17 protein-coding genes are annotated in these 20002 nt (G+C 58.5%); 8 read left to right on the top strand and 9 right to left on the bottom strand.

The features are described from left to right. Nucleotides 1-13 precede the first annotated feature (13 nt). Nucleotides 14-730: a phosphodiester glycosidase family protein gene (locus NWQ23_RS04380; protein WP_306165031.1), complete on the bottom strand. Its 717-nt coding sequence runs from the start codon at nucleotides 728-730 to the stop codon at nucleotides 14-16. Beyond that, nucleotides 730-1125: a 30S ribosome-binding factor RbfA gene (gene rbfA, locus NWQ23_RS04375; protein ID WP_306165030.1), complete on the bottom strand. Its 396-nt coding sequence runs from the start codon at nucleotides 1123-1125 to the stop codon at nucleotides 730-732. The genes NWQ23_RS04380 and rbfA overlap by 1 nt, the downstream gene beginning before the upstream one ends. Nucleotides 1126-1222: 97 nt before the next feature. Between rbfA and dapB the strand changes: the two genes are divergently transcribed. After that, on the top strand, nucleotides 1223-2032 hold the full coding sequence (dapB, locus tag NWQ23_RS04370; protein WP_306165029.1) for a 4-hydroxy-tetrahydrodipicolinate reductase: 810 nt from the start codon (nucleotides 1223-1225) through the stop codon (nucleotides 2030-2032). A gap of 124 nt (nucleotides 2033-2156) precedes the next feature. Here dapB and NWQ23_RS04365 read toward each other — a convergent pair whose 3' ends face one another. Then, nucleotides 2157-2978, bottom strand: coding sequence for a hypothetical protein (locus tag NWQ23_RS04365; RefSeq protein WP_306165028.1), 822 nt, complete (start codon nucleotides 2976-2978; stop codon nucleotides 2157-2159). A gap of 253 nt (nucleotides 2979-3231) precedes the next feature. Between NWQ23_RS04365 and NWQ23_RS04360 the strand changes: the two genes are divergently transcribed. Next, nucleotides 3232-3594 (top strand): dihydrodipicolinate reductase, encoded by a 363-nt coding sequence (locus NWQ23_RS04360; RefSeq protein ID WP_306165027.1) that lies wholly within the window; start codon nucleotides 3232-3234, stop codon nucleotides 3592-3594. Nucleotide 3595: 1 nt separating this feature from the next. Here NWQ23_RS04360 and NWQ23_RS04355 read toward each other — a convergent pair whose 3' ends face one another. The 3 genes from NWQ23_RS04355 to NWQ23_RS04345 all read right to left on the bottom strand — a co-directional run bounded on the left by NWQ23_RS04355 (nucleotide 3596) and on the right by NWQ23_RS04345 (nucleotide 10252). Continuing rightward, the gene (locus NWQ23_RS04355; RefSeq protein WP_306165026.1) at nucleotides 3596-4165 is read right to left on the bottom strand and encodes a hemerythrin domain-containing protein; all 570 of its coding nucleotides are present in this window, start codon (nucleotides 4163-4165) and stop codon (nucleotides 3596-3598) included. 94 nt (nucleotides 4166-4259) lie between these two features. After that, entirely contained in the window at nucleotides 4260-8516 is a 4257-nt protein-coding gene (locus tag NWQ23_RS04350) for a translocation/assembly module TamB domain-containing protein (RefSeq protein WP_306165025.1), read from the bottom strand. Next, a complete protein-coding gene (locus NWQ23_RS04345) occupies nucleotides 8513-10252 on the bottom strand; it encodes an autotransporter assembly complex family protein (RefSeq protein ID WP_306165024.1) in 1740 nt (579 codons plus the stop codon). The genes NWQ23_RS04350 and NWQ23_RS04345 overlap by 4 nt, the downstream gene beginning before the upstream one ends. A 179-nt stretch (nucleotides 10253-10431) precedes the next feature. Between NWQ23_RS04345 and NWQ23_RS04340 the strand changes: the two genes are divergently transcribed. After that, entirely contained in the window at nucleotides 10432-12081 is a 1650-nt protein-coding gene (locus NWQ23_RS04340; RefSeq protein ID WP_306165023.1) for a hypothetical protein, read from the top strand. Further along, entirely contained in the window at nucleotides 12057-12599 is a 543-nt protein-coding gene (locus NWQ23_RS04335; protein ID WP_306165022.1) for a DUF3726 domain-containing protein, read from the top strand. Before NWQ23_RS04340 ends, NWQ23_RS04335 begins: the two co-directional genes overlap by 25 nt. Here NWQ23_RS04335 and truA read toward each other — a convergent pair. Continuing rightward, on the bottom strand, nucleotides 12596-13369 hold the full coding sequence (gene truA / locus NWQ23_RS04330) for a tRNA pseudouridine(38-40) synthase TruA (protein WP_306165021.1): 774 nt from the start codon (nucleotides 13367-13369) through the stop codon (nucleotides 12596-12598). The genes NWQ23_RS04335 and truA overlap by 4 nt on opposite strands. Before the next feature lie 94 nt (nucleotides 13370-13463). On the opposite strand from truA, the gene NWQ23_RS04325 reads away from it, so the two are divergent. Together NWQ23_RS04325 and NWQ23_RS04320 are read left to right on the top strand one after the other, a co-directional pair. Further along, a complete protein-coding gene (locus NWQ23_RS04325; RefSeq protein ID WP_306165020.1) occupies nucleotides 13464-14876 on the top strand; it encodes a YcjX family protein in 1413 nt (470 codons plus the stop codon). Continuing rightward, entirely contained in the window at nucleotides 14873-15868 is a 996-nt protein-coding gene (locus NWQ23_RS04320) for a YcjF family protein (RefSeq protein WP_306165019.1), read from the top strand. The genes NWQ23_RS04325 and NWQ23_RS04320 overlap by 4 nt, the downstream gene beginning before the upstream one ends. Here NWQ23_RS04320 and NWQ23_RS04315 read toward each other — a convergent pair. Together NWQ23_RS04315 and NWQ23_RS04310 are read right to left on the bottom strand one after the other, a co-directional pair. Continuing rightward, nucleotides 15865-17217 carry a sensor histidine kinase gene (locus tag NWQ23_RS04315; protein WP_306165018.1) on the bottom strand — a complete coding sequence of 451 codons (1353 nt, stop codon included), beginning with the start codon at nucleotides 17215-17217 and terminating at the stop codon, nucleotides 15865-15867. The genes NWQ23_RS04320 and NWQ23_RS04315 overlap by 4 nt on opposite strands. Beyond that, nucleotides 17214-17876: a response regulator transcription factor gene (locus NWQ23_RS04310; protein WP_306165017.1), complete on the bottom strand. Its 663-nt coding sequence runs from the start codon at nucleotides 17874-17876 to the stop codon at nucleotides 17214-17216. Before NWQ23_RS04310 ends, NWQ23_RS04315 begins: the two co-directional genes overlap by 4 nt. 498 nt (nucleotides 17877-18374) lie before the next feature. Here NWQ23_RS04310 and NWQ23_RS04305 point away from each other — a divergent pair, with 498 nt between their 5' ends. Both NWQ23_RS04305 and NWQ23_RS04300 read left to right on the top strand, forming a co-directional pair. Beyond that, nucleotides 18375-18908, top strand: a complete 534-nt coding sequence (locus tag NWQ23_RS04305; protein ID WP_306165016.1) for a phage tail protein — start codon at nucleotides 18375-18377, stop codon at nucleotides 18906-18908. Nucleotides 18909-19010: 102 nt separating this feature from the next. Next, nucleotides 19011-19994, top strand: coding sequence for a hypothetical protein (locus NWQ23_RS04300; protein ID WP_306165015.1), 984 nt, complete (start codon nucleotides 19011-19013; stop codon nucleotides 19992-19994). The last annotated feature ends 8 nt before the right edge of the window (nucleotides 19995-20002 follow it).

Genomic DNA, 20002 nt, shown 5'->3' with positions numbered 1-20002 from the left:
TTAACCCATCCCCCTATTCAGTCACAGCCACCATCGGCCCCAGTTGAAACCCAAAATCGCTGCGGCCCAGCGCGCGGGCATAAAGGCGCGAGACCTTGCCATCAAAATAAAGTGCATTGGGCAGTTGCAGGTAATCACGGAAGAAGCGGGCGAACTCGTGAAAGCTGACGCTATCGTTGGAAATCACGAAAACCGCTGTCGTACCGTCGGCACTGGTGCCAACGCCATTGCGAATGAAACGCGAAGTGCTGTTGGGCAGGAACCGTGGGTGCAAGGCACCGTCTATCACCAGCATCGGGCCGGATTGCGTGGCATCACGGCAGGTGGGCGCCTCTGCCATATAGCGCAATGTCTCATAAATCTGGGCGCTGTCATCATTGATGCAAAAGACGCCATTGGGCAGCAGCCCGAAGTTACCGGGGCCCGCATTGGGGATCACGCGCATCACCTCGACCCCGTCCTCGACATAATGTCCGACCGGCGAACGGTCGTCGTGATACATCCCGGCATTCATGGCAAAGGTCAGGGTTTCAACCTCGGGCAAGGCCTCGATGGCGCTGAAACTACCCAGAACCGCGCCCTCCGAATCCTTCAGATAAAGCCGCAGCGTTTCGGTCGCGGCGTTCACGGAACATGCAGTAAAGCGATTGTTGTCATAGGTGACATCTTCGCAGGTCACCGCCGCAGCAGGTGCCGCCGATAACAACAGCACAGCCGCAAGCCAGCGCATCAGTCGTCTAGATCCTGACGCACGTGCGCTTCGGACAGAAGCGCGCGGGTCGCGTCGATCTGGTCAAAGGTACCGTCAATCTCGAACCGCAATTCGGGGGCAAATTTCATAGAGCCGCCTTTGACCACAAGATGCCGGACCTCGTACCGATTGCGGCGGAGCGCTGCGAGCGCCTCTTCCTTGCCTTGCCCGCCAAGGGGCAGGACAAAGGCCGTGGCAATCCGCAGGTCAGGCGACATACGCACTTCGCCCACTGTGATGGACATGCGCGCCAACTCATCGTCGTGCACGTCGCCGCGTTGCAGGATTTCTGACAGGGTCCGACGGATCATCTCGCCCACGCGCAGCATGCGCTGCGTTGGGGCCTTGCCGTCTCGATTTGAATTCTTAGCCATAGGGTTCATTTAAGCGCTGTGGCGCGGCTTGCCAAGCAAGCCTTTGCGTCAGAGGCAATCCGCCGCTAAGACGGGGCACGGATAAAGGAACAGACCCATGACAGACACACCCGGTATCGTGATCACAGGCGCATCAGGCAAAATGGGCCAGATGCTGGTCAAGACTGTCTTGGCATCAGACAAATGCCGCCTTGTGGGCGTGCTGGAGCGGGCAGGACATAACTGGATCGGTCAGGATGTCGGTGTTGTGACAGGTGGCCAGCCCGTTGGTGTCAGCGTCACCGATGATGCCGTCGAAGTCTTTGCCAAGGCGCAGGCTGTTATCGACTTTACCGCACCCGCTGCAACGGTGGGATTCGCGGGGCTTGCCGCCCAAGCGCGCGCTGTGCATGTGATCGGCACAACGGGGCTGTCCGAGGATCACCTCAAGGCGATCAACGCCGCGGCAAGGCATGCCGTTATCGTGCGGGCAGGAAACATGTCTTTGGGCGTGAACCTTCTGGTGCAGCTGACCAAAAAGGTTGCCGCCGCTTTGGACGAAGATTTCGATATCGAAATCATCGAGGCGCACCATAATCAAAAGGTTGATGCCCCCTCCGGCACGGCGCTTATGCTGGGCGAAGCTGCCGCCGCAGGGCGCGGCGTGGCCCTGTCAGATGTCACCGACAGCGGACGGGACGGGATCACCGGCGCGCGCAAACGTGGCGATATTGGTTTCAGCGCAATTCGGGGCGGCGATATCGTGGGCGAACATGACGTGCTTTTTGCCGCTGCGGGCGAGCGGATCGTGCTGCGCCACGTGGCCACTGATCGCGCGATTTTCGCGCGTGGCGCGCTCAAAGCCGCGCTTTGGGGACAAGACAAGAACCCCGGTGAATACGACATGCTGGATGTGCTGGGGCTGTGAACTCCGCATAAGGGCGGACTGCGTTGTTGCAAGAGCACAGGGCGTCACGGCCTGATGCATGAAAGGAATACGTCCCTTAGGAGAGCGATCAAGCGGGGTGATACGCCCGCTTGATCGCTTTGCACTAGCTCGCTTTCACCTTGCGCCGCTCGATGGCAAAACCGATCCCGGCCTCGGCCATCGCTTTGTTCAATTCAGTAAGTTCAGCTGTTTCAGGGTCTGTATTGGCCAGAAGGCCCGCTAATAGATCAGCGTTCGAGAACCCCGATGCGTCGAAAAAGTCGAAATCAAACCGATCAAACCGATCAAGTGGTGGGATTACGAACCCGCCGCGGTCAGGTGCGATCTCAATAAGCGCAGCGCCTGTGGATGTCGGCAAGGATGCCTGCGTCTGGTCAGAAATCGTACCGTCGGCTTTGAAGTAGGTCGTGCGGTTTTGCGGCGTGAGCAGCGTTGGCACCGGACTGGAAGTTTGAGCAACAGGGCGTGTGAAGGTGCCACCGGTGCTTGGCGGTGCTATGGCCGGAACGCTTAGTTCAACAATGCCGCGGACCTCGAAATTGGGAGACGTCAGGGGCGATGTATCGATACCAGGAATTGGCCCGAACGCGCTTGGCAAAACGGCGACCAAAGCAGTTTCATTCGGATCCAGTTCAATGCGACCGGTCGAAGGTGTAAAGGACGTCGCCAAGAATGATCCGTTGAGGCGGCCAAATTGATTGTCTATGTCAGGCCGATCAAGGATGTAAATCGTGTTGCCGGCAAGCGACCGGTTTGGGACAGTTGCGCGGGCGGCACGAAACCTAAGCAAGTATTCGATCGTTTGACTTGAAAGGTTTGTGATTTCCAGGAAATAGCCCTGAATGAGGTTATCCACAGGGCCCGTGCTGGGCGGGGAATTTGGGGATTGCGGCTTAAAAATAAGTTCAAAATGCGAAATGATCATATCAAAACCTCTTTTTTGAGAACACAGGGAAAATTCCTGCAAATCAACTTTAAGGTGAAGCTTTCAGGTATGCATAGTGGGGTATTCCACACCATCCCATGGACAGGTCACTTCATGCTAACCGCGCCCTAAAGGTGCAAACGGCACAAACAACGCAAAATGAATGGGTCCTGACCATGAAGACATGTCAAAATGTGAACCAATTCCCAACTTGACGCGTATCTATACTGTCTTTTGCCAAAAGAGGTGCCCGATGAAACACGCTGTCCTCAGCCTCGCTCTCGCGACAACTGCCGCGCCGGCTTTCGCCGAAAGCTATGTGCCCATCAAAGATCAGGCAACGTTCCTGTCACTGATCGAGGGCAAGGAATTGCGCAACTTCCTTTATGGCGTGCAACTCAATGTCTTTGAAACCGGCCAGATCGCAGGTGCGGCCTGGGGCTGGGACATCGAAGGCACATGGGCGTGGCAGGATGGCTATTTCTGCCGCGAGATGAGTTGGGGCGGTGATCCGATCCCCTATAATTGCCAGTTGGTCGAGGCGCGCGGCGATGATCGTTTGCGGTTCACGGTCGACCGTGGCGCGGGAGATTCCGCTTCATTCCGGATCCAGTAACCTAGCCGATGCCACCTGCACCAAACCGCAGGATGACAGGCACAATCAGTTCTTCCTCATCCACAAGATGCCGGTCCAGCAAGCGTTCCAGCTTGCGCAGCTCCTTTTGGAATTTTCCGGCACCTTCATGCAGTCTGGATGCATTGTCGCTACTGTGGATGACACCATTCGCACCGCCCACGAAATCAGAAAGGAACCCGTCCAGATCGTGATGATCCTTGTCAAGAATATCAAAGCCACGCTTGATCCGGGGATCCTTTTTAGAGAGTTTCGGGAAATAATGGGTGTCTTCGATGGTATGATGCTCGTGCAACCCGTTCACAAACATGCCGCCATAGCGTGACAGAAGGCCGGCATAGCGCTCCGGCGCGATCTTTTTGTCCAACAGCGCTTCGGTGCCGCTCCCCATCTCCGCCAAGAGGCGGCGAAACATCAGATGGCGATCCAGCCAGAACCGTACCAGCCCGTCAAAACCGGGATCAAGCTCCCAACCTTCGCGGGGGTAGTCTTCCAGCAAGACGCGCAAGGCCTCGGGGAGTTTCTTGCGGTTCGCGAGGGCGAGTTTATCCATGTCCGTTCCATCAGTTTGTACGCCTCGGAACCTAGCGCGCGTAGCCTCAAACGACCAGCGAGACACTTGATTTATCGCGGGTCATGAAAGCCGATCAGTAATCCCGTTCGAAAAAGATACCGACGCTCGTGTCGCCTTCTTGATCCACGCTGCCTTTGGCGGTGATTTCGCTGGTAATATCGAGGTTGAGGTTGATCTCGGTATTGCCTTCGCTGGTAATCGTGACGTCGGTATAGACATTGTCGGACAAGTACTTGCCCGCCCGCACGGCAGCGTTTCCTTCGTCATCTGTCGTCACATCAAAATCATCTAGGCCGATGTTTTGCCGGAAACGGTCTAGCGCGCCGCCTCCACGCCCCGCCAAAGTGCTGATCGCCGAAGCCAGTTGCACGGCCTGCAACGCGCTGATGCTTTGCAGATCACGGCCGAAGATCAGTTGCGACAGCACTTCATCCTGTGGCAGGTCAGGAACCGAGACAAAGCTGACCTGTGGCTCACTTGCAGGGCCTTCGATCACAATGCTGATCACGGTACCCGTATCCGTTTCAGTTGTCGCTACCAGCCGGATAAAGGGTTCAAAATCACCTTCAAGGGTCGCCACACCCTCGGTCAGTTCAAACCTCTGTTGCAGAATATCAATCCGGCCGCGCACCAAGGCAAATCGGCCGATCGGGATAACATCGGCTGTTGTCCCGCCAATAGTCAGGCTGCCACCCAGTTCCGCATCAACCCCGCGGCCACGGATAAAGATCCGTGATGGCGCGTTGATCACGATATCAAGCGGAAAGGCCCTGCCGCCACCGTTCCCACCTGCGTCACTGCCGTTCTCTCCAAGCAGGCCTGCCCGGCGGAGCGTCTGCCTGACCATGGCATCCTCATTGATATGTGTCACATCAGGCAATGCACCCAGCGTGCTGATGGACGAAGACGGCACTTGCACATCGGTCTGCCCCAAGGCCAAACGCCCGACAATGCGCGCGCCACCTTGCAAAGGACCATTCAGATTGACAGTGCCAGAGATGCGCGAGGAATAAAGTTCCGGGTCCTGCAAAACCACATCATCAAGCGTTAAGGTGATATCCGCCTGATTCCCACTTGTAAGCGCCACCGGGCCGGAAACGCGCAGACTACCCCCGCTTTCGACCCGTGTGCGCAGATCGATCTGCGCTGAGCCATTGGCCATACGGATTTGCCCGCTCAGGTCGGTGAGCGCCTCTCCCAAAGTTGGGGCTGCCAACCGCCCGTCCGAGAACGTCACCTCGCCAGTCAAGGAAGACAATGCTGGCGGACCATTGATGCTAAGGTCAAAATTCGCAAGCCCGCTCAACCTGCGCGGATCAATCGCGGCATTGGCCAAGGCAAGCGGCGCACTGCCGTCCACATTGATTGACAGATTGCCGTCCTGCCTGAGGTCACCCGCAATGCTTGCGGCAAGTCCGCCCGGCCCTGTCCCGTTTGCGTCAATGCCCCACGTCCCGTTTTCATCAAGCGACGCGCTGCCTGTCGCACGGACAGGGCCACTGATCTGGTCGGTCAGGACACCCACATCACGCAAACTGGCGTTGAACCGCCCCTGCCCAAAACCGGCCGCGCCATTCAACGCCCCAACGATCGAGACCTCGCGGGTCGAGACCTCCAAGGTACGGACGGCCAGAACACCATCCGCGAGCCCGACGGTCGCATTGATCCGCCCCGTGCCTGCCAGCAAGGGATCAAGGGTTGCGTTCCCTATCGCGAGGTTCTCGCTGCGCAGGCTGACTTGACTGTCAAACCGGGTCAGATCCGGCAAGACGCTGCCCGAGGCGGTGAGATCGATGCTGCCGGCAACGGGTTGACCAATCAGGCTAGCATAGCTGGCTAGGCGCGCAATTTGTGCGGTCAAATCTCCTGTGACCTCATAGTCATTGGAAGGCGAGGCAACGACGGCATCAAGAACGATCTCGGTCCCCGGCCCGACAAGGCGCAGGACTGTATCGGTGGCATCATCCGCAGCCGGTGTTGCGTTGACCGTCAGCGTCACCGGCCCGCTCAGGCTGGGGTCAAGCAGCGCAGCATCCGTGATCCGGAACGTGATATCAGCCTGATTTGAACCGGCCAGATTCAGGCCGGCATTCCCTTGGAGTGACATCCCGGGTGTTTGGACCCGTAAGTCACTCACCTGAAACCGATCGCCGTCAGGACGGACAAAAGATCCGCTGAACGTACCATTGCCACCCAAAACTGGATCAATCCGCGCAATACCTGTCACAAGATCCTGCGTCGTCCCGCTGATCTGCCCGTCAAAACGGAAACTGCTTGTTTGCAAATTGCCATTGGCGGCAACTGTGACAGCTCCCGCCAAAGGTTGCCCTGCCAAAGCGCCATAACGCGTCAGATCCCTGAAATCCGCAGTCAGGTTTGCGGTGATCGTTTGCCCGACCGGATCGGGCCTCATTGTTCCGGTTGCATTAAATGCAAGCGCTGGGCCAGTGCCGCGCAAGGCAAAGTCGAGCAGACCGCCCGCCCCTTGCACAAGATCGCCAGACACTTCCGCAGGCCCAGAGAGGTCATTCAGAACAAGCGCCAGATCACCCAAGCGTGCGTCAATCCGCGCATCAGCGCCATCGCTGGTCAGGTCCGCGCTTGCCTGAAGGCTGGCGGCGTCGGTCTGGATCGCGAGGCTTTCCAAACGTGTGCCTTCAGTGTCACGCACCGCGGTGGCAGAGACAACGCCAGACCCGGCCAAGACGCGGTCAACCTCGGGGATACCGACCGAAAGGTTAGCGGTCTCGCCCAAGAGTACGATGTTGAACAAACCGTCGAGCGGGGTCATGTCGGCCCGCACTTCGACCTGTGCACCCCCGCCTATCTCTTGGCCAACAAGGGTTGAAAACCGTTCTAGTCCTGCAATCGCTGCATCGAGTGTCAGGTTCGTCCTGAAACCCGCGTCCGGACCCGCTATTGTGGCCTCTGCTTGCGCGTCCAGACCGGCGCCATTCAGTGTGAACCGCGAAATTTCTGTACTTTCCCCTTCAGTGCGCGCCGCTACCAATTCGCCGCCAATCGCATCGCCAAAAGCGCGCGCGGCACCTGCGTCGTCCAACTGCAACCCGCTGGCCTGATACTGCAGGTTTGCCGTTACGGCACCGATCTGATCACCCTCACCCGGTCGCAAGATGCCGCCACCACGCAAGCTGACTGCATCGATGGCAAGACCGGGGCGATCAAAACCATCAAGATTGATGTCAGCACGCCAAGTGTCTGCAACGGCTGCATCATAGCTGATCGTCAGCTGCATCCCGTCAACAAAGGTCTTGGGGCCGGACAATGGCAACAAGACCGGCGCCGACCCGAGCGCCGTAATCCCGCCGCGGATGTCGATCAACGAAGGCCAGCCCTGACTGCCGATGCGGATAGCGCCAGACAAGGCCGCACGACCTGCATCCAACTGCACAGAGGGAATATCAATGCGCCCGTCCGCTGTTTGAATGACCTCTGCAGACAGTTGCGCATCATCGCCGAAAAAGCCCTGATACTCTGGCGCGAACAAAGCAGAGATATCCCCGCCGACGTCGAGGGTGATCCGCTGTTCCTCGGCCACTTGCGTCAGGGCAAACGTGCCATTGAGCCGGTCTTGCCCGTCGGTCGCGAGCGCCAGCGTTGCGGCGTAGTCATCCAACGGGGCATTGCCTTCAATAGTCAGCCTGACGGATGGGCGCCCCGGCAAGTCAAGAAGCCTTGCGGCGATCCCGTCCGGGCCTTCTTCAAGGTTCAACAACAGATCAAGGACGCGCGTCGCATTGCCATAGCTGCCATTGATTTCGAACTGGCCTGTCTTTGTGCCAAGCCGCTGTGCAACGACATTCGCGGCGCCTTCACCGCCACTAAGTTGCGCACTCCCCGACAATGACACTGCAATCGGTTCACCCAAAAAGTCCGTGCCCAGCTCGATCCGATCAATGTTCAATTGGTCCAGCGCAACGCTAACGGGTAGGTCTGGCAAGGAAAACGGCTGCGCCTCTGGCGATGGGCCGGTGTCTTCGGTCACGGGCGGGCGGGCGATGATGATCCTTGCGGCACTCAATTCCTGCACATCGATCGCTCCGCGCAGCAAAGCACCCCTGTTCCAGCTCAGCACGATATTTTCGAGTGTCAGCCAGACGCCATCGTCATCGGCAATAGTCATGCGATCAATCGTCGCCTGAGAACTCAAAGCCCCTGCAAAGCCCTGAATATCAACCTGACGGCCAGCGCCGGACAGATTGTCCTCGATCAACGAGGTCAGATAGCCCTTGTCCTCATCCTCTTGGGTCTGAGCCTGCACAACAAAAGGCGCAACGACGAGGGCACATATGACAGCGAACCGTTTCAAAACGCCTGTCCAATGCCGATATAGACCTGCAAGTCGCTCCCGGCGTCATCACCGCTTGCCTGCGTGGCAAGATCAAGGCGGATTGGGCCAATTCCGGTATTGTAGCGCAAACCGAAACCCGCCCCCGCGTGCCAATCGCCTGCCTCGGCCGGGATGGATGTCTCTCCCACATGGCCAATATCGTAGAACCCGACAAGCGAAATGTTGTCACGGATCAGATAGCGCGCTTCCAGTTGCGCACCCACAAAGGACGCCCCGCCGGTCGTGACGGTCTCTGCACCTTGTATCGTTTCGATGCCAAGCGACTGATAAGACTGACCGCGTACAGTGCCGCCACCACCCGAGTAGAACAGAAAATCTGCAGGAGCCTCCGTGAGCCCCGCGCCCAAGACACTTCCCACCTGTCCGCGGCCAGCAAAGGTGAGGCGCGCGTCCTCTCCGACCGTCAGATAACCGCGGGCATCGCCATAAAGGCGCGCCCCGGCAATTTCACCGTCAACACTGATGAACGGTGTCGCGCTTAGATCGATATAGTACCCGTCCTTTGCATCAGTCGGGACATCGCGCCGATCAAGGGTTGCATCGAGCGGCAAGGTGAAAAGCGTATATTCGCGGGTTTCAAGCGCCGTCTCTTCGCGGGCGCGCAGCAGACCGATCCCTGCCCGCACAGTCAGATCATCGGTGAGAATACGTGAAAAGCCGTTCTCAACCGAAATCTTGTCGAGCAGAAACTCCGGCTCGTCCTCGCGCGAGATTTCACCACTCAGGAAATACTCGGTATCGGGACCGAATGTCGCCGGGCGCGTGAATGTGGCACCCAGACGGTAATCGATGCCACCCGTTTCACCGCTGATCCCCGCCACCTCGGCATCCACCCGAAAGCGCTCTGCACCGCCCAGAAAGTTCCGATGCAGCCAGAAACTTGAAACTGTCAGTCCTTCGACGCTTGAAAGCTCCAGACCAAATCCAAAGCGGCGCGGCTTGGCCTCTGACAACTGTGCAAGAATGGGCAAGGTACCATCCGGTCCGATCTCGTCACTTTCACTCAGCGACGCACTCTCGAAAGTTCCGGTCCGGCGCAGTCGCTGCTGCGCTGCGGCCATTTCGGCGGGCGAAAAGACACTGCCGGTCGGCAAGCCCGCAATCTGCCTGACCCTGTCTTCCGACACTGTCTCGTTGCCTGAAACGCTTAGCGCGCCAAAGGTCAACCGCGGGCCGATGTCGAGTGCTACCGTCACATCCAACTTGGCATCATCGTGGCGGGCGACGATGGATTGCTGCGCAACGGATGCCTTTGCATACCCCAGATCACGCCATGTGCTGATCCCCGAAGATACGGTCGTCCGGACAACACCAGACAATGCCGTGCGCCGTGGCCCAAGGTCCTGGTTCAATGTCGTCTGGGGTGGCAATGGGGCGATCCTGACATCGCCAAACGTAAACAGTGGACCCGGGTTCACCTTAATCACAACCTGTCTGATTTGTGCCGGAGCTGCCAAAGGCGCAATATCGAAGGCCTCTACACCGTCAACAGTGATCGAGATGGTGCCGCCATAGTAGCCTTCGGCGTAAAGAGCCGTCAGCAAACGCCGATAGTCTGCCCGTGCCGCCGCGATATAGTCTTGCGGGGCAGCGGTATCATCCAGCGCGCGCAACAAAGAGGCCTCGTTCAATGCACCCCGAGCTGCATCTGAAACCAGTCTGACTTCTTGTGCGACAGCGGCTGTCGTTGACATCAGTAAAGCTGCGCACAACCGCAAGACCATAATAACACGTCCCCTTTGCGCCCGTGCGAACCAGGCTGCATTGACTCATCTCCGGTTTACTCAAACGCGGCAGGATTTACCAATCACTTCGCCAGGATGTGTCGCTTTTCCGCTATGTCTTGGCCAGAGTTGCGGCTAGCTTGCCTGCCATGAAGGATTTCAACACCCCTGCGCAAATGGCGCTTCGTCCTGCCGACACCGTGATGCGATTGCGGCGGATGGGGGCGGCGTTCCCGACGCGCTTGTCGTTCATGCGCACGCTGCTGCGGGCCTTGGCGGCCGACAATGTGCAGGTCAAAAGGCCGGTTTGGAAGATATCTGCCGATGGCTTTGGACATGCGGTCTATACACTGAATTTCGGTGGTTTTGACTATGCGCTTGTCGCCGTTTCGAGCGATCTTCCACCCGAATTGCGCACCGACCGCGTGATCGCCAGCGCGTGGGATACGGCCTATGTGCTATATGACGGAATTCCGGACGCTGCCGAAATCGACCGCATCACCAAGGCCGCCCCCTTGCAAGAGGCCGCACGTTTTACGGCACGCGACCTTGTGCTAAGCCGCGCCAACAAATCCGTACGCCTGTTTGACCATGTCATCACTGCCTTGCGTGCCGGCACCCAGCCCGATCCGGCAAAACTGCGCGAGACAGGGTACCTGATGCGAACCACCGCCGTCTATGGCAACGGCAAGTTCGGGATTGCAGATCGCGGGCATATTGCGGAACGCCCCGGCATGGGCGGGCCTTTCATGGCCGAAATGCTGACTGTCTGGCTGATCCGTGGTTTCACCCATGATCTGGCCGAGCATGTCGGTGGTGGCACTCTGTCACGGGAGGCAAAACGCGCCCTTGGGATCGGGAATGCAACCGGCCTTGGCATGGCGCCGTTCTTGGTGAACCACCCTCTTTTGCTGGATGCCTGGATGCAGGTTCGTGAAACGGCGATTGCCCGCGTGCGCGCGATCCCGAGCCTTGATCCTGACCAAATCAGCCGGATCTACGAACTGGTGGCCCGTGCCGCTGCGCATCTGGCGCAATGGGATGTGGCCGACGTGATAGCAGCCAAACGGATTGCCACTCTCAAGGTCGAATGGCCGCAATTCGCGGCAACCCTGACACCGGACGCCATGACTGCCGCTCACCCGATTGACGCGATCCTGCACGCCAGCACGCGGTGGTCCATCGATACCCAGGAACTGATCGCGGCCCTGATGCTCGAACCCTTCGGCGCACTGGTTGATGGGCTGACCGACTGCATGGCCACGCCATTTGTTCCGCAACTCGACCCCAAGATGCACTGCGCGGACCTTAAGACATTGATTGCGACGGACTGGGAATGGGCCTGCGCCATCGACTATGCCGATGACGCCGCATGCGCGCAATTCTGGTATGTGTCAGAGGAAAAACTGGAGCCCCGTCTTGGCAACCGCCATGCCGAGATGGGGGCAGAGCGGGAATCCCCGCTCGATATCGCAAGACAGGTCAAGGCGCTGTCAGGTGATCTGCCGGACGATACAACACCGCTCGGGCCGTTCCTTGCCACTTATCCCCAGCACCGTGCCGCCGCGCGCAGGGTGCAGACGCTGGCCCGGCATCCTTACGCAGAAATCAGGGACAACCTGATCGGCAAAGACTGCCTGCCCATCGACATTCTGCGGTGCAAACTGGCCTTCTTTGGCGCGGCAAAGTTTGACCCCAAGTCAGACCGCTGGACACGGATTACCTTGGCACAAGGTGCCCCGCTTTTCGATGAACTCGACAATGCAGATGACTGGTGGCTGCCGGTCGCCGCATTCTGATGTGGTCACTCAACGAAGTTGCGGGGCTGGTCCAGAAAGCAGCCCGTGGGGCCGGCGTTCCGCTGGGACACGCAGAGGACCTTGCGCGCACTGCCTTTTATCTTGCGGGGATTGGCAGCGATCTGCACCCGATCACGCTGGCTTTGCAGGAACCGATGCCGCCTGTCGATATCCGTTGGGACAACCGGACCATGACCGTGATTTCAGGCCCTGTTGTGCTTGTCGGACCAATTGTGCGCGACGCCTTTGCAATGGGCTATGACACGGCCACTCTTGCAGATATGGCCCATGCTCCAATGGTCGCCGCCTATCTTGCTGCGGACGGAGTAGCGCAGGCTTGGGCTGGCCTGACCATCTCGCGCAGCGAAACAGAGATTTTGCCTGTGAAGTACAAACACGTCAGCGTCCCTGATTCCGACTGGGCGATCTGGAATGCGCTTGCTGCACGCACTTATGTCCCCGAGAGTGACGCCTCGCGACTTGCAGGCGCAGGGGCCGGGCTGACCGATAACGACTAGCGCCCCGCAAAAGGGTCCTGCGGATAGCGCACCGCCGCAAGATAAAGCCCGTGCGGTGGTGAGACTGGCCCGCAAGCGCTGCGATCTCTGGCCGCCAGCGCAGCCCCTACATCATCAGGTGTCCACGCACCCGCGCCGACCCGCTCCAACGTGCCCACAATGCTGCGGACCTGATTGTGCAGAAACGAGCGCGCCCGCACATGAAACCGGAATTCAGTCCCAACCGTGCGCGGAACAACTTCGATCCGCAATTCATCAAGTGTTTTGACTGGACTTTGGGCCTGACAAATCGAAGATCGGAAGGTCGTGAAGTCATGGGTTCCGATCAACTGATCGGCGCCAGCCTGCATTGCCGCGGCGTCCAGATCATGGTTCACCCGCCAGATTTGACCAGCCTCTGATGTAAGCGGCGCGCGGCGTGCGATCAGACGAAAGAGATACCGCCGCTCCACCGCATCAAAACGGGCATGCCAATCGTCAGCGACCCGCGCGCAGGCAAGGATCGCGACCGGCGCAGGCTTGAGATGGAAGTTCAGCGCCTCAGAAAGTCGGAACGGATCCCAGTCCTGCGCAAGGTCACAATGGGCCACCTGCCCCATCCCATGCACACCCGCATCCGTGCGTCCTGCGGCAGCAATCGTATGATTCCCAGGCTCTAGCTTGGCCAATGCGGCTTCTATCGCGCCCTGTACAGACGGCTGGTCGCGCTGGCGCTGCCACCCTGCAAAGGGTGCCCCATGGTATTCGACTAAGAGAGCATAGCGCGGCATCCCGCCGGAGTAGGGGGAGCATCGGACAAAATCAATCCCTACACATCCCGTGCCCGCGTGCCTATCTTCTGTCAAAGCTTTGAAAGGGCCTGACTTGGTTATCGCCGCAATCGCAGATCAGATCAGCCGCACCATCGAAGGTGTGACCGATACGCTGACAGCCCCTTTCAGCGATCCCGTCATCCGCTTGGGGGTCACGGGTCTGTCGCGCGCGGGCAAGACTGTGTTTATCACATCACTGGTCGCCAACCTGATGGACCGGGGGCGCATGCCCCAGCTTGAGGCGGCGGCAACCGGTGCAATTCAGGCGGCCTATCTGCAACCACAGCCCGATGACACCATTCCCCGCTTCAGTTTCGAGGCGCATCTGGCGCAACTGACGGCCCCAAACCCAAGCTGGCCCGAAGGCACCCGACACATCAGCGAGCTGCGCCTCTCGCTCAAGGTGCAGCCCAGTGGATTGCTCTCGGGGTTTTCCGGCCCGCGCACTGTGCATATCGACATTGTGGATTATCCCGGCGAGTGGCTTCTGGACCTCGGGCTATTGGATCAAAGCTTTGCCCAATGGTCAGAGGCGGCGCTGGAGCGGGCAAGGGGCCGCCCCGGTGGCGATGACTATGTCGCCCTTGTGGCAGGGGTCGACCCGACAGTGAAGCTGGATGAGCCCGAAGCACTGGTTCTGGCGGAACGGTTTACTGCACACTTGCAAGACGCACGCGCTGCCGGCTTTTCGGATTGCTCGCCCGGGCGGTTCCTTTTGCCCGGTGATCTGGCGGGATCGCCGGTCTTGACCTTTGCGCCGCTGCCTCAAGCCCGCTATCCGCGCGGATCGCTGGGGCGCGAGTTTGAACGGCGCTTTGAAAGCTACAAAAGCAAGATCGTACAGCCGTTCTTTCGCGATCACTTTGCCAAGATCGACCGGCAGGTCGTCTTGGTGGATGTGCTGGGCGCAATCCATGCAGGTCCTGCAGCGCTTGATGATTTGCGCAATGCGATGGCGCGTATCTTGGGCGCGTTCCGGCCCGGCAGAAACGCCTTTCTGACGCGGATATTTCAGGGACGACGTGTCGAGAAAATCCTGTTTGCGGCGACCAAGGCCGACCACTTGCATCACAGCCAACACCCACAACTGACTGCGATTACCGAGGCCCTGTTGCGCGAAGCGAAAGACCGTGCCGATTTTGCCGGGGCGCAAACGGCGGCCATGTCGATTGCTGCCCTGCGGACAACGGTCGAAGAGACCATCGACCACAAAGACGGCCCCCTTGATGTTGTGCGCGGGCGGCTGCGGGATACGGGTAAACAGGCGGCGTTCTATCCTGGCAAACTGCCCAGCGATCCCGCCCATTTGCTGGCACCGGCCCGCGCCGGATCAGACAAATGGCTGGACGCGGATTACAGCGTGATGAATTTCGCGCCCGCTGTACTGAGCCGCCGCCCCGGCGATGGCCCGCCACACATCCGGCTGGATAAGGCCGCGCAATTTCTGTTGGGAGACCGGCTATGACCCGAGGACCTGTCCTGATTGATCTCTCCGACAGCCCAGCCGCGCAGCCCGATATTGCACCAGTCGTCCTGGACACAGAAGACGGGCCGCAGGGCGATGCGATGCGGCATGTTGCGGCCTTGGCCGCCCGTCGGCCGTCGCGGCTGGCGCAGTGGTTTTGGTCGCTTGCGGTGATGCTGGTCGGGTTTGTGGTGTCGCTAGCCGCATGGGATTATGTGACCGGTCTTTTGGCACGTTCCCCCATTTTGGGCGGCATCGCGACAGCGCTGATCGGGCTTCTGATCGTGGTCCTGCTGGTGATTGCCTTGCGCGAACTGGCGGCATTCGGACGGTTGCGCAAACTGGATAGCATCCAGCATCAGGCCAAAGAGGCGCATATGTCAGGGGATCTCAAGGGCGCACGCAGCGTGGTTGCGTCATTGCAGACCCTCTACAGCAAGCGCGACGATACTGCATGGGGGCGGGCCGAACTGACCGCACAGCAAAATGACGTTCTCGATGCGGAAGGGCTGCTGGGACTGGCCGAAACAACGCTTCTGGCCCCGCTTGATGCCCGTGCCCAGCGCGAGGTCGAAGCCGCCGCACGCCAGGTTGCGACAGTGACGGCCATTGTGCCTTTGGCCCTTGCGGATGTTTTTGCAGCGCTCACATCGAATTTGCGCATGATCAGGCGGATCGCCGAAATCTATGGCGGGCGTGCGGGAGCCTTGGGGAGCTGGCGTTTGACACGCACCGTCTTTACCCATTTGGTTGCGACTGGGGCCGTTGCTGTCGGGGACGACTTGATCGGTTCAGTCGCAGGCGGCGGTGTCTTGTCAAAAGTCTCACGGCGCTTTGGCGAGGGCGTGGTCAACGGCGCCTTGACGGCGCGGGTCGGCATCGCGGCAATCGAAGTCTGCCGCCCACTTCCTTTCAGGACCGCCAAAAAGCCTTCGGTGAGCGGCTTGGTCGGACGGGCCCTGAGTGGTCTTTTCGGGCGCGCCCAAACCTAGCTCAAACGGCGCGCACTTGCGACCGGCAGTCTGATATGGACCGCCAAGCCGTGCAGCGTGTCATCCTTTGCCAAAAGGATCTTGCCGCCATAGGCGTGAATCAGGTCTGATGCGATGGCCAAGCCCAAACCTGTACCGGGTTTTGAGACATCCAAACGCTCTCCGCTCAGCGTTGCACGACCCATCTCTTCTTTGGGAATACCGGGGCCATCATCCGAAATCGTGATCATGACCTGTCCGATATCGCCAGTGGACGCTTTCAGGGCCACTTTGCCATTGGACCACTTCAAAGCATTATCGAGAAGGTTGCCCATGACTTCTTCAAAGTCGCTTTGGTCCATGCGCACCCGCATACCTTTGTCAAAAACAGCGGAAAATTCTTTTCCCTCGTTGCGGGCAAGCGCCGTGAAAGCCCGCTGCATACGGCCAAGTGCGGTATCTAGATCCGTGAAGACCCCGACGGCCGCTTCGGTGGCATCTGCACGCATCCGCGCAAACGAGCGCTTGAGTTGCGCATCCAGCCGGTCCAGCGCGTCAATGGAATCCTGCACCTCCACCCCATTTGACTGCAAAGTGATAAGTTCATTGCGAATGATGGCTGACGGCGTCTTGATCGCATGGGCAAGATCTGCCGCCTGTCTGCGCGATCGGCGCATGATGTCACGGTTGCGGTCCATCAGCGTGTTGATGTCACTCACAAGAGGTGCCACCTCGATCGGGTAGCTGCTGACCTCAAGGCCATCCTCGTTTTCCCAACGGCTGGACACATCCTCGCGCAGTTTATTCAGCGGCTGCAAAACCACAGCGACCTGCGCCAGAGCCCCCAGAACGCCAACGAATGAGATCATTGCAAATGCGCTCAAGAGTGTACCGCGCAAGACCGACTGCTCTGCTTTCAGACTGCTAAGTGACGAAGCAACCTGGACATGCCAGGATGATCCATCATCGAAGGTGACCCATTGTCCGATTCCAAAAACATGTTCGTTGTTCGGACCCGGAAATTCACCTCGGGAAAGGTCTCCGCTTTGCGCCTGCGGCCGTGGCAGACGCTGATCGACCAAAGACGGCGAGACGAAGACCACAGCATCAGCGCTCTCTATCTGCCAGTACTGACCCGAGAAAGGGGATTGGTAAATGGGATCGCCCAGCGCCCGTACGAGACTGGTTGGCGTCGTCGTGTTGTTTTCAACCGCAAGCACTGCCTGAGTATGGCGTGTCTGTAGCAATTCGACAAAGCGGGTCTGCGCTTGTGACGTCATGTATTGCAACAGCCCGGCCAGGCCCAATGAAATGATGACGACAGCCCAAAGTATGCCGCCCGTTACGGCACGGGCGCGCAGGGATGTCATGCAACTGCTTTGATCACGTACCCGCGACCTCTGACAGTTTCGATCAGGTCACTGCCAAGCTTCTTGCGCAGCCTGTTCACAAAAACTGCAATCGTGTTGGAATCCCGATCACCGTCGTACTGATAGATGTGGTCTGACAGTTCTGTGCGTGACACAAGACGACCAGAGTTGTGGAAAAGATAGGACAGCACTGCAACTTCCTGCGCGGTTAGATTGGTCGGTATCCCTTTGACCATAACCTGATTGGTCCGGCTATCAAAGCTCACGTCGTTCTTGGAAAAGATCGGATTTGCCTTGCCCGCTTTACGGCGGATCAGCGCACGTACCCGTGCCGAAAGTTCCGCCATATGAAATGGTTTGGTCACATAGTCGTCGGCACCGGCATCCAACCCGTCGACGCGATCTGTCCAGTCGTTGCGCGCAGTAAGAATCAGGATCGGCGTATCATTTCCGCCGTTCCGCAGGTTCTTCAAAACGGTAATGCCGTCCCTTATTGGCAGCCCGAGGTCGAGGATGATGACGTCATAGGGCTCTGTTTCACCAAAGTACTGGGCTTCGGCGCCATCAACGGCAACGTCCACGGTAAGCCCTTCCGAGCTGAGTGTACTTTTTATTTGGCTCGCGAGCACAGGCTCGTCTTCTGCAATCAATATACGCATGAGCATTCGGGTAGAGGACGCAGGTGTCAAAATTTTGGCGAATGTGCGTCACCATTCGTAGTACTCTGGGTCATAATTTGGCATCGGCGCCATGACACGAAGCGGCGCAAGTCAATTCGCGCAGAAAACCCATCGCTTTTCGTGGTCTGCTCGGCCAGCAAAACCGACCGCGCAACAAGCTGCGCATAAAACCAAAGCCGGTCATGCGTATCATCTCGCTTTGGGAAACCGTCGTCAAAGGCCGCGCGATGCGCCACAAAATCCACAGTAGTGCCGTCATCGGAGGCGGGAACGGATTGCATGACCACTGTCGCAAGGTCTTCAAACCAGCAACCACTCCTTTGTGGATAGGGCATCAGAGCACTAAATCGCGCTCCGATTTCCGCGTGATTTGCGAAGATGCGCGTCCGGCCCATCGAATGTGCGGAAAGTCACTGACAGACGCACCAAAATGCAGCGACACATCAGTATTGCGCGCGATTTTTGAGGCCACTTTTTATGGAACCGCTCATCGGTCAGATTATCCTTTTTGGCGGCAATTTTGCCCCCCGCGGCTGGGCGTTTTGCGACGGCCAAACGCTAGAGATCGCCGAGAACGAGCAATTGTTTGCCATACTTGGCACGACCTATGGCGGGAACGGGAGGACGTCATTCTGTCTACCTGACCTGCGTGGCCGCGTGCCAATCCATGCGGGGCACGCGCCGGACCTATCTCCGCGCGATATTGGCCAAAAGATCGGGACCGAGAATGTTGCTCTGACAGCAACCCAGCTACCTGAACACCGGCATGAGATATTGGCGTCCGAGGCCGGTCCCAACACTGACAACCCCGCCAATGCTGCTTTGGGTGCTGTAAGGACCTATGTGAACGCGGCCGAAGGAACGCATCGGCAGAAAAGCGATCCGACAACCGCCCTGAACAGCAAGACGATCGGCCTGACCGGAGGCAGCGCACCCCATGAGAATATGCAGCCGTCGCTTTGCCTGAACTACATTATCGCGGTAAAAGGTATTTTCCCATCGCGAAACTAATTGTTCAATCTTGGCTTCTTTGTGCCGAAACGCACAGTGTCTACACTCGTTCCGCTCGTATGCTAAGATGTCTTCCACATGAAAGCGACCAGAGGCTAATCCATGTCTGAACTGCTGCCTGTCATCCCCTCCCGAGGCGACCTTGATTGGTGCTGGTATCTAAGACGTCAAGGCCAGATCGGCGAAGCACTCGAGCGCGTGTTGCACGACATTGGCGTGATGCATCCAGGCGGATGGGCAGACTGGCAACCCAGCACGATGACAGACACCGGCGCACCCGTCGAAATGCATTTCACGGCCAATCAGTCTGTGATTTCGCTGAGGACAGAGGTGGAAGACCCCGGCAAGCACCCTAGCAGTCGCACAGCAAAAGTTTGTGATTTGATCACGGAACTTGGCGGTGTGGCTCCTCCCGTTGCGCTCCGTGATGTGATCGGCGCGATCCAAGGTGCGGCCGACTTGCGGTTCGGGGCATGGTTGGGATTGCACCACTGTGCCCGCAAACTTGGCATGACCCTCTTTGCAGAGCTGCCGGCCAACGGCTTGGAGTTGATGGGCCTATTTCCAGCAACCCAGATCATGGCGACCTTGGAAAAATTTGGAGACGGCATCAGACCGACGATGCTCGGCTACCACTCTTTCTCCGGCCAGACGACGCTCTATTTTGAGACAGATCTTGCGCCGCAGGATGTGATCCAAGACCTTGTGATACCGTCCGGGGTTTCGCCTGTACCTTTGCTGCGCAACATTGGCGGAATGCTCGATAATGCAGGCGCTGTGAACGCAGGACTGATGAAGAAACTGGGGTTCAGCTATACAATCCACACTGATGGCAGCCTGCCAACACTTGCGCTGCAAATTTCTGCAAAGGATGTGTTTGGGTCTGATGCCGTGATCGGGCAACTCGTCCGAGATTTCCCGGGTGATCATGTAGCCGCCTATGCAGGGCTAGCCGATCAACTTTTCCCAGCACCTGCCGGCAAGTCCTTTCACGGAGACGTGGGATTGCAGGCGCGTGGGGATGACTCCCCGCTCTTTTCCATTGGTGTTGCTGCGCCTTGGAACTGCCCTTTTGACACGATCTAGTCAGGCAA

The sequence above is a fragment of the Yoonia sp. genome (assembly GCF_030731595.1).
Taxonomy (GTDB): Bacteria; Pseudomonadota; Alphaproteobacteria; order Rhodobacterales; family Rhodobacteraceae; genus Yoonia.
This window is presented reverse-complemented; position numbering and strand designations above follow the sequence as displayed.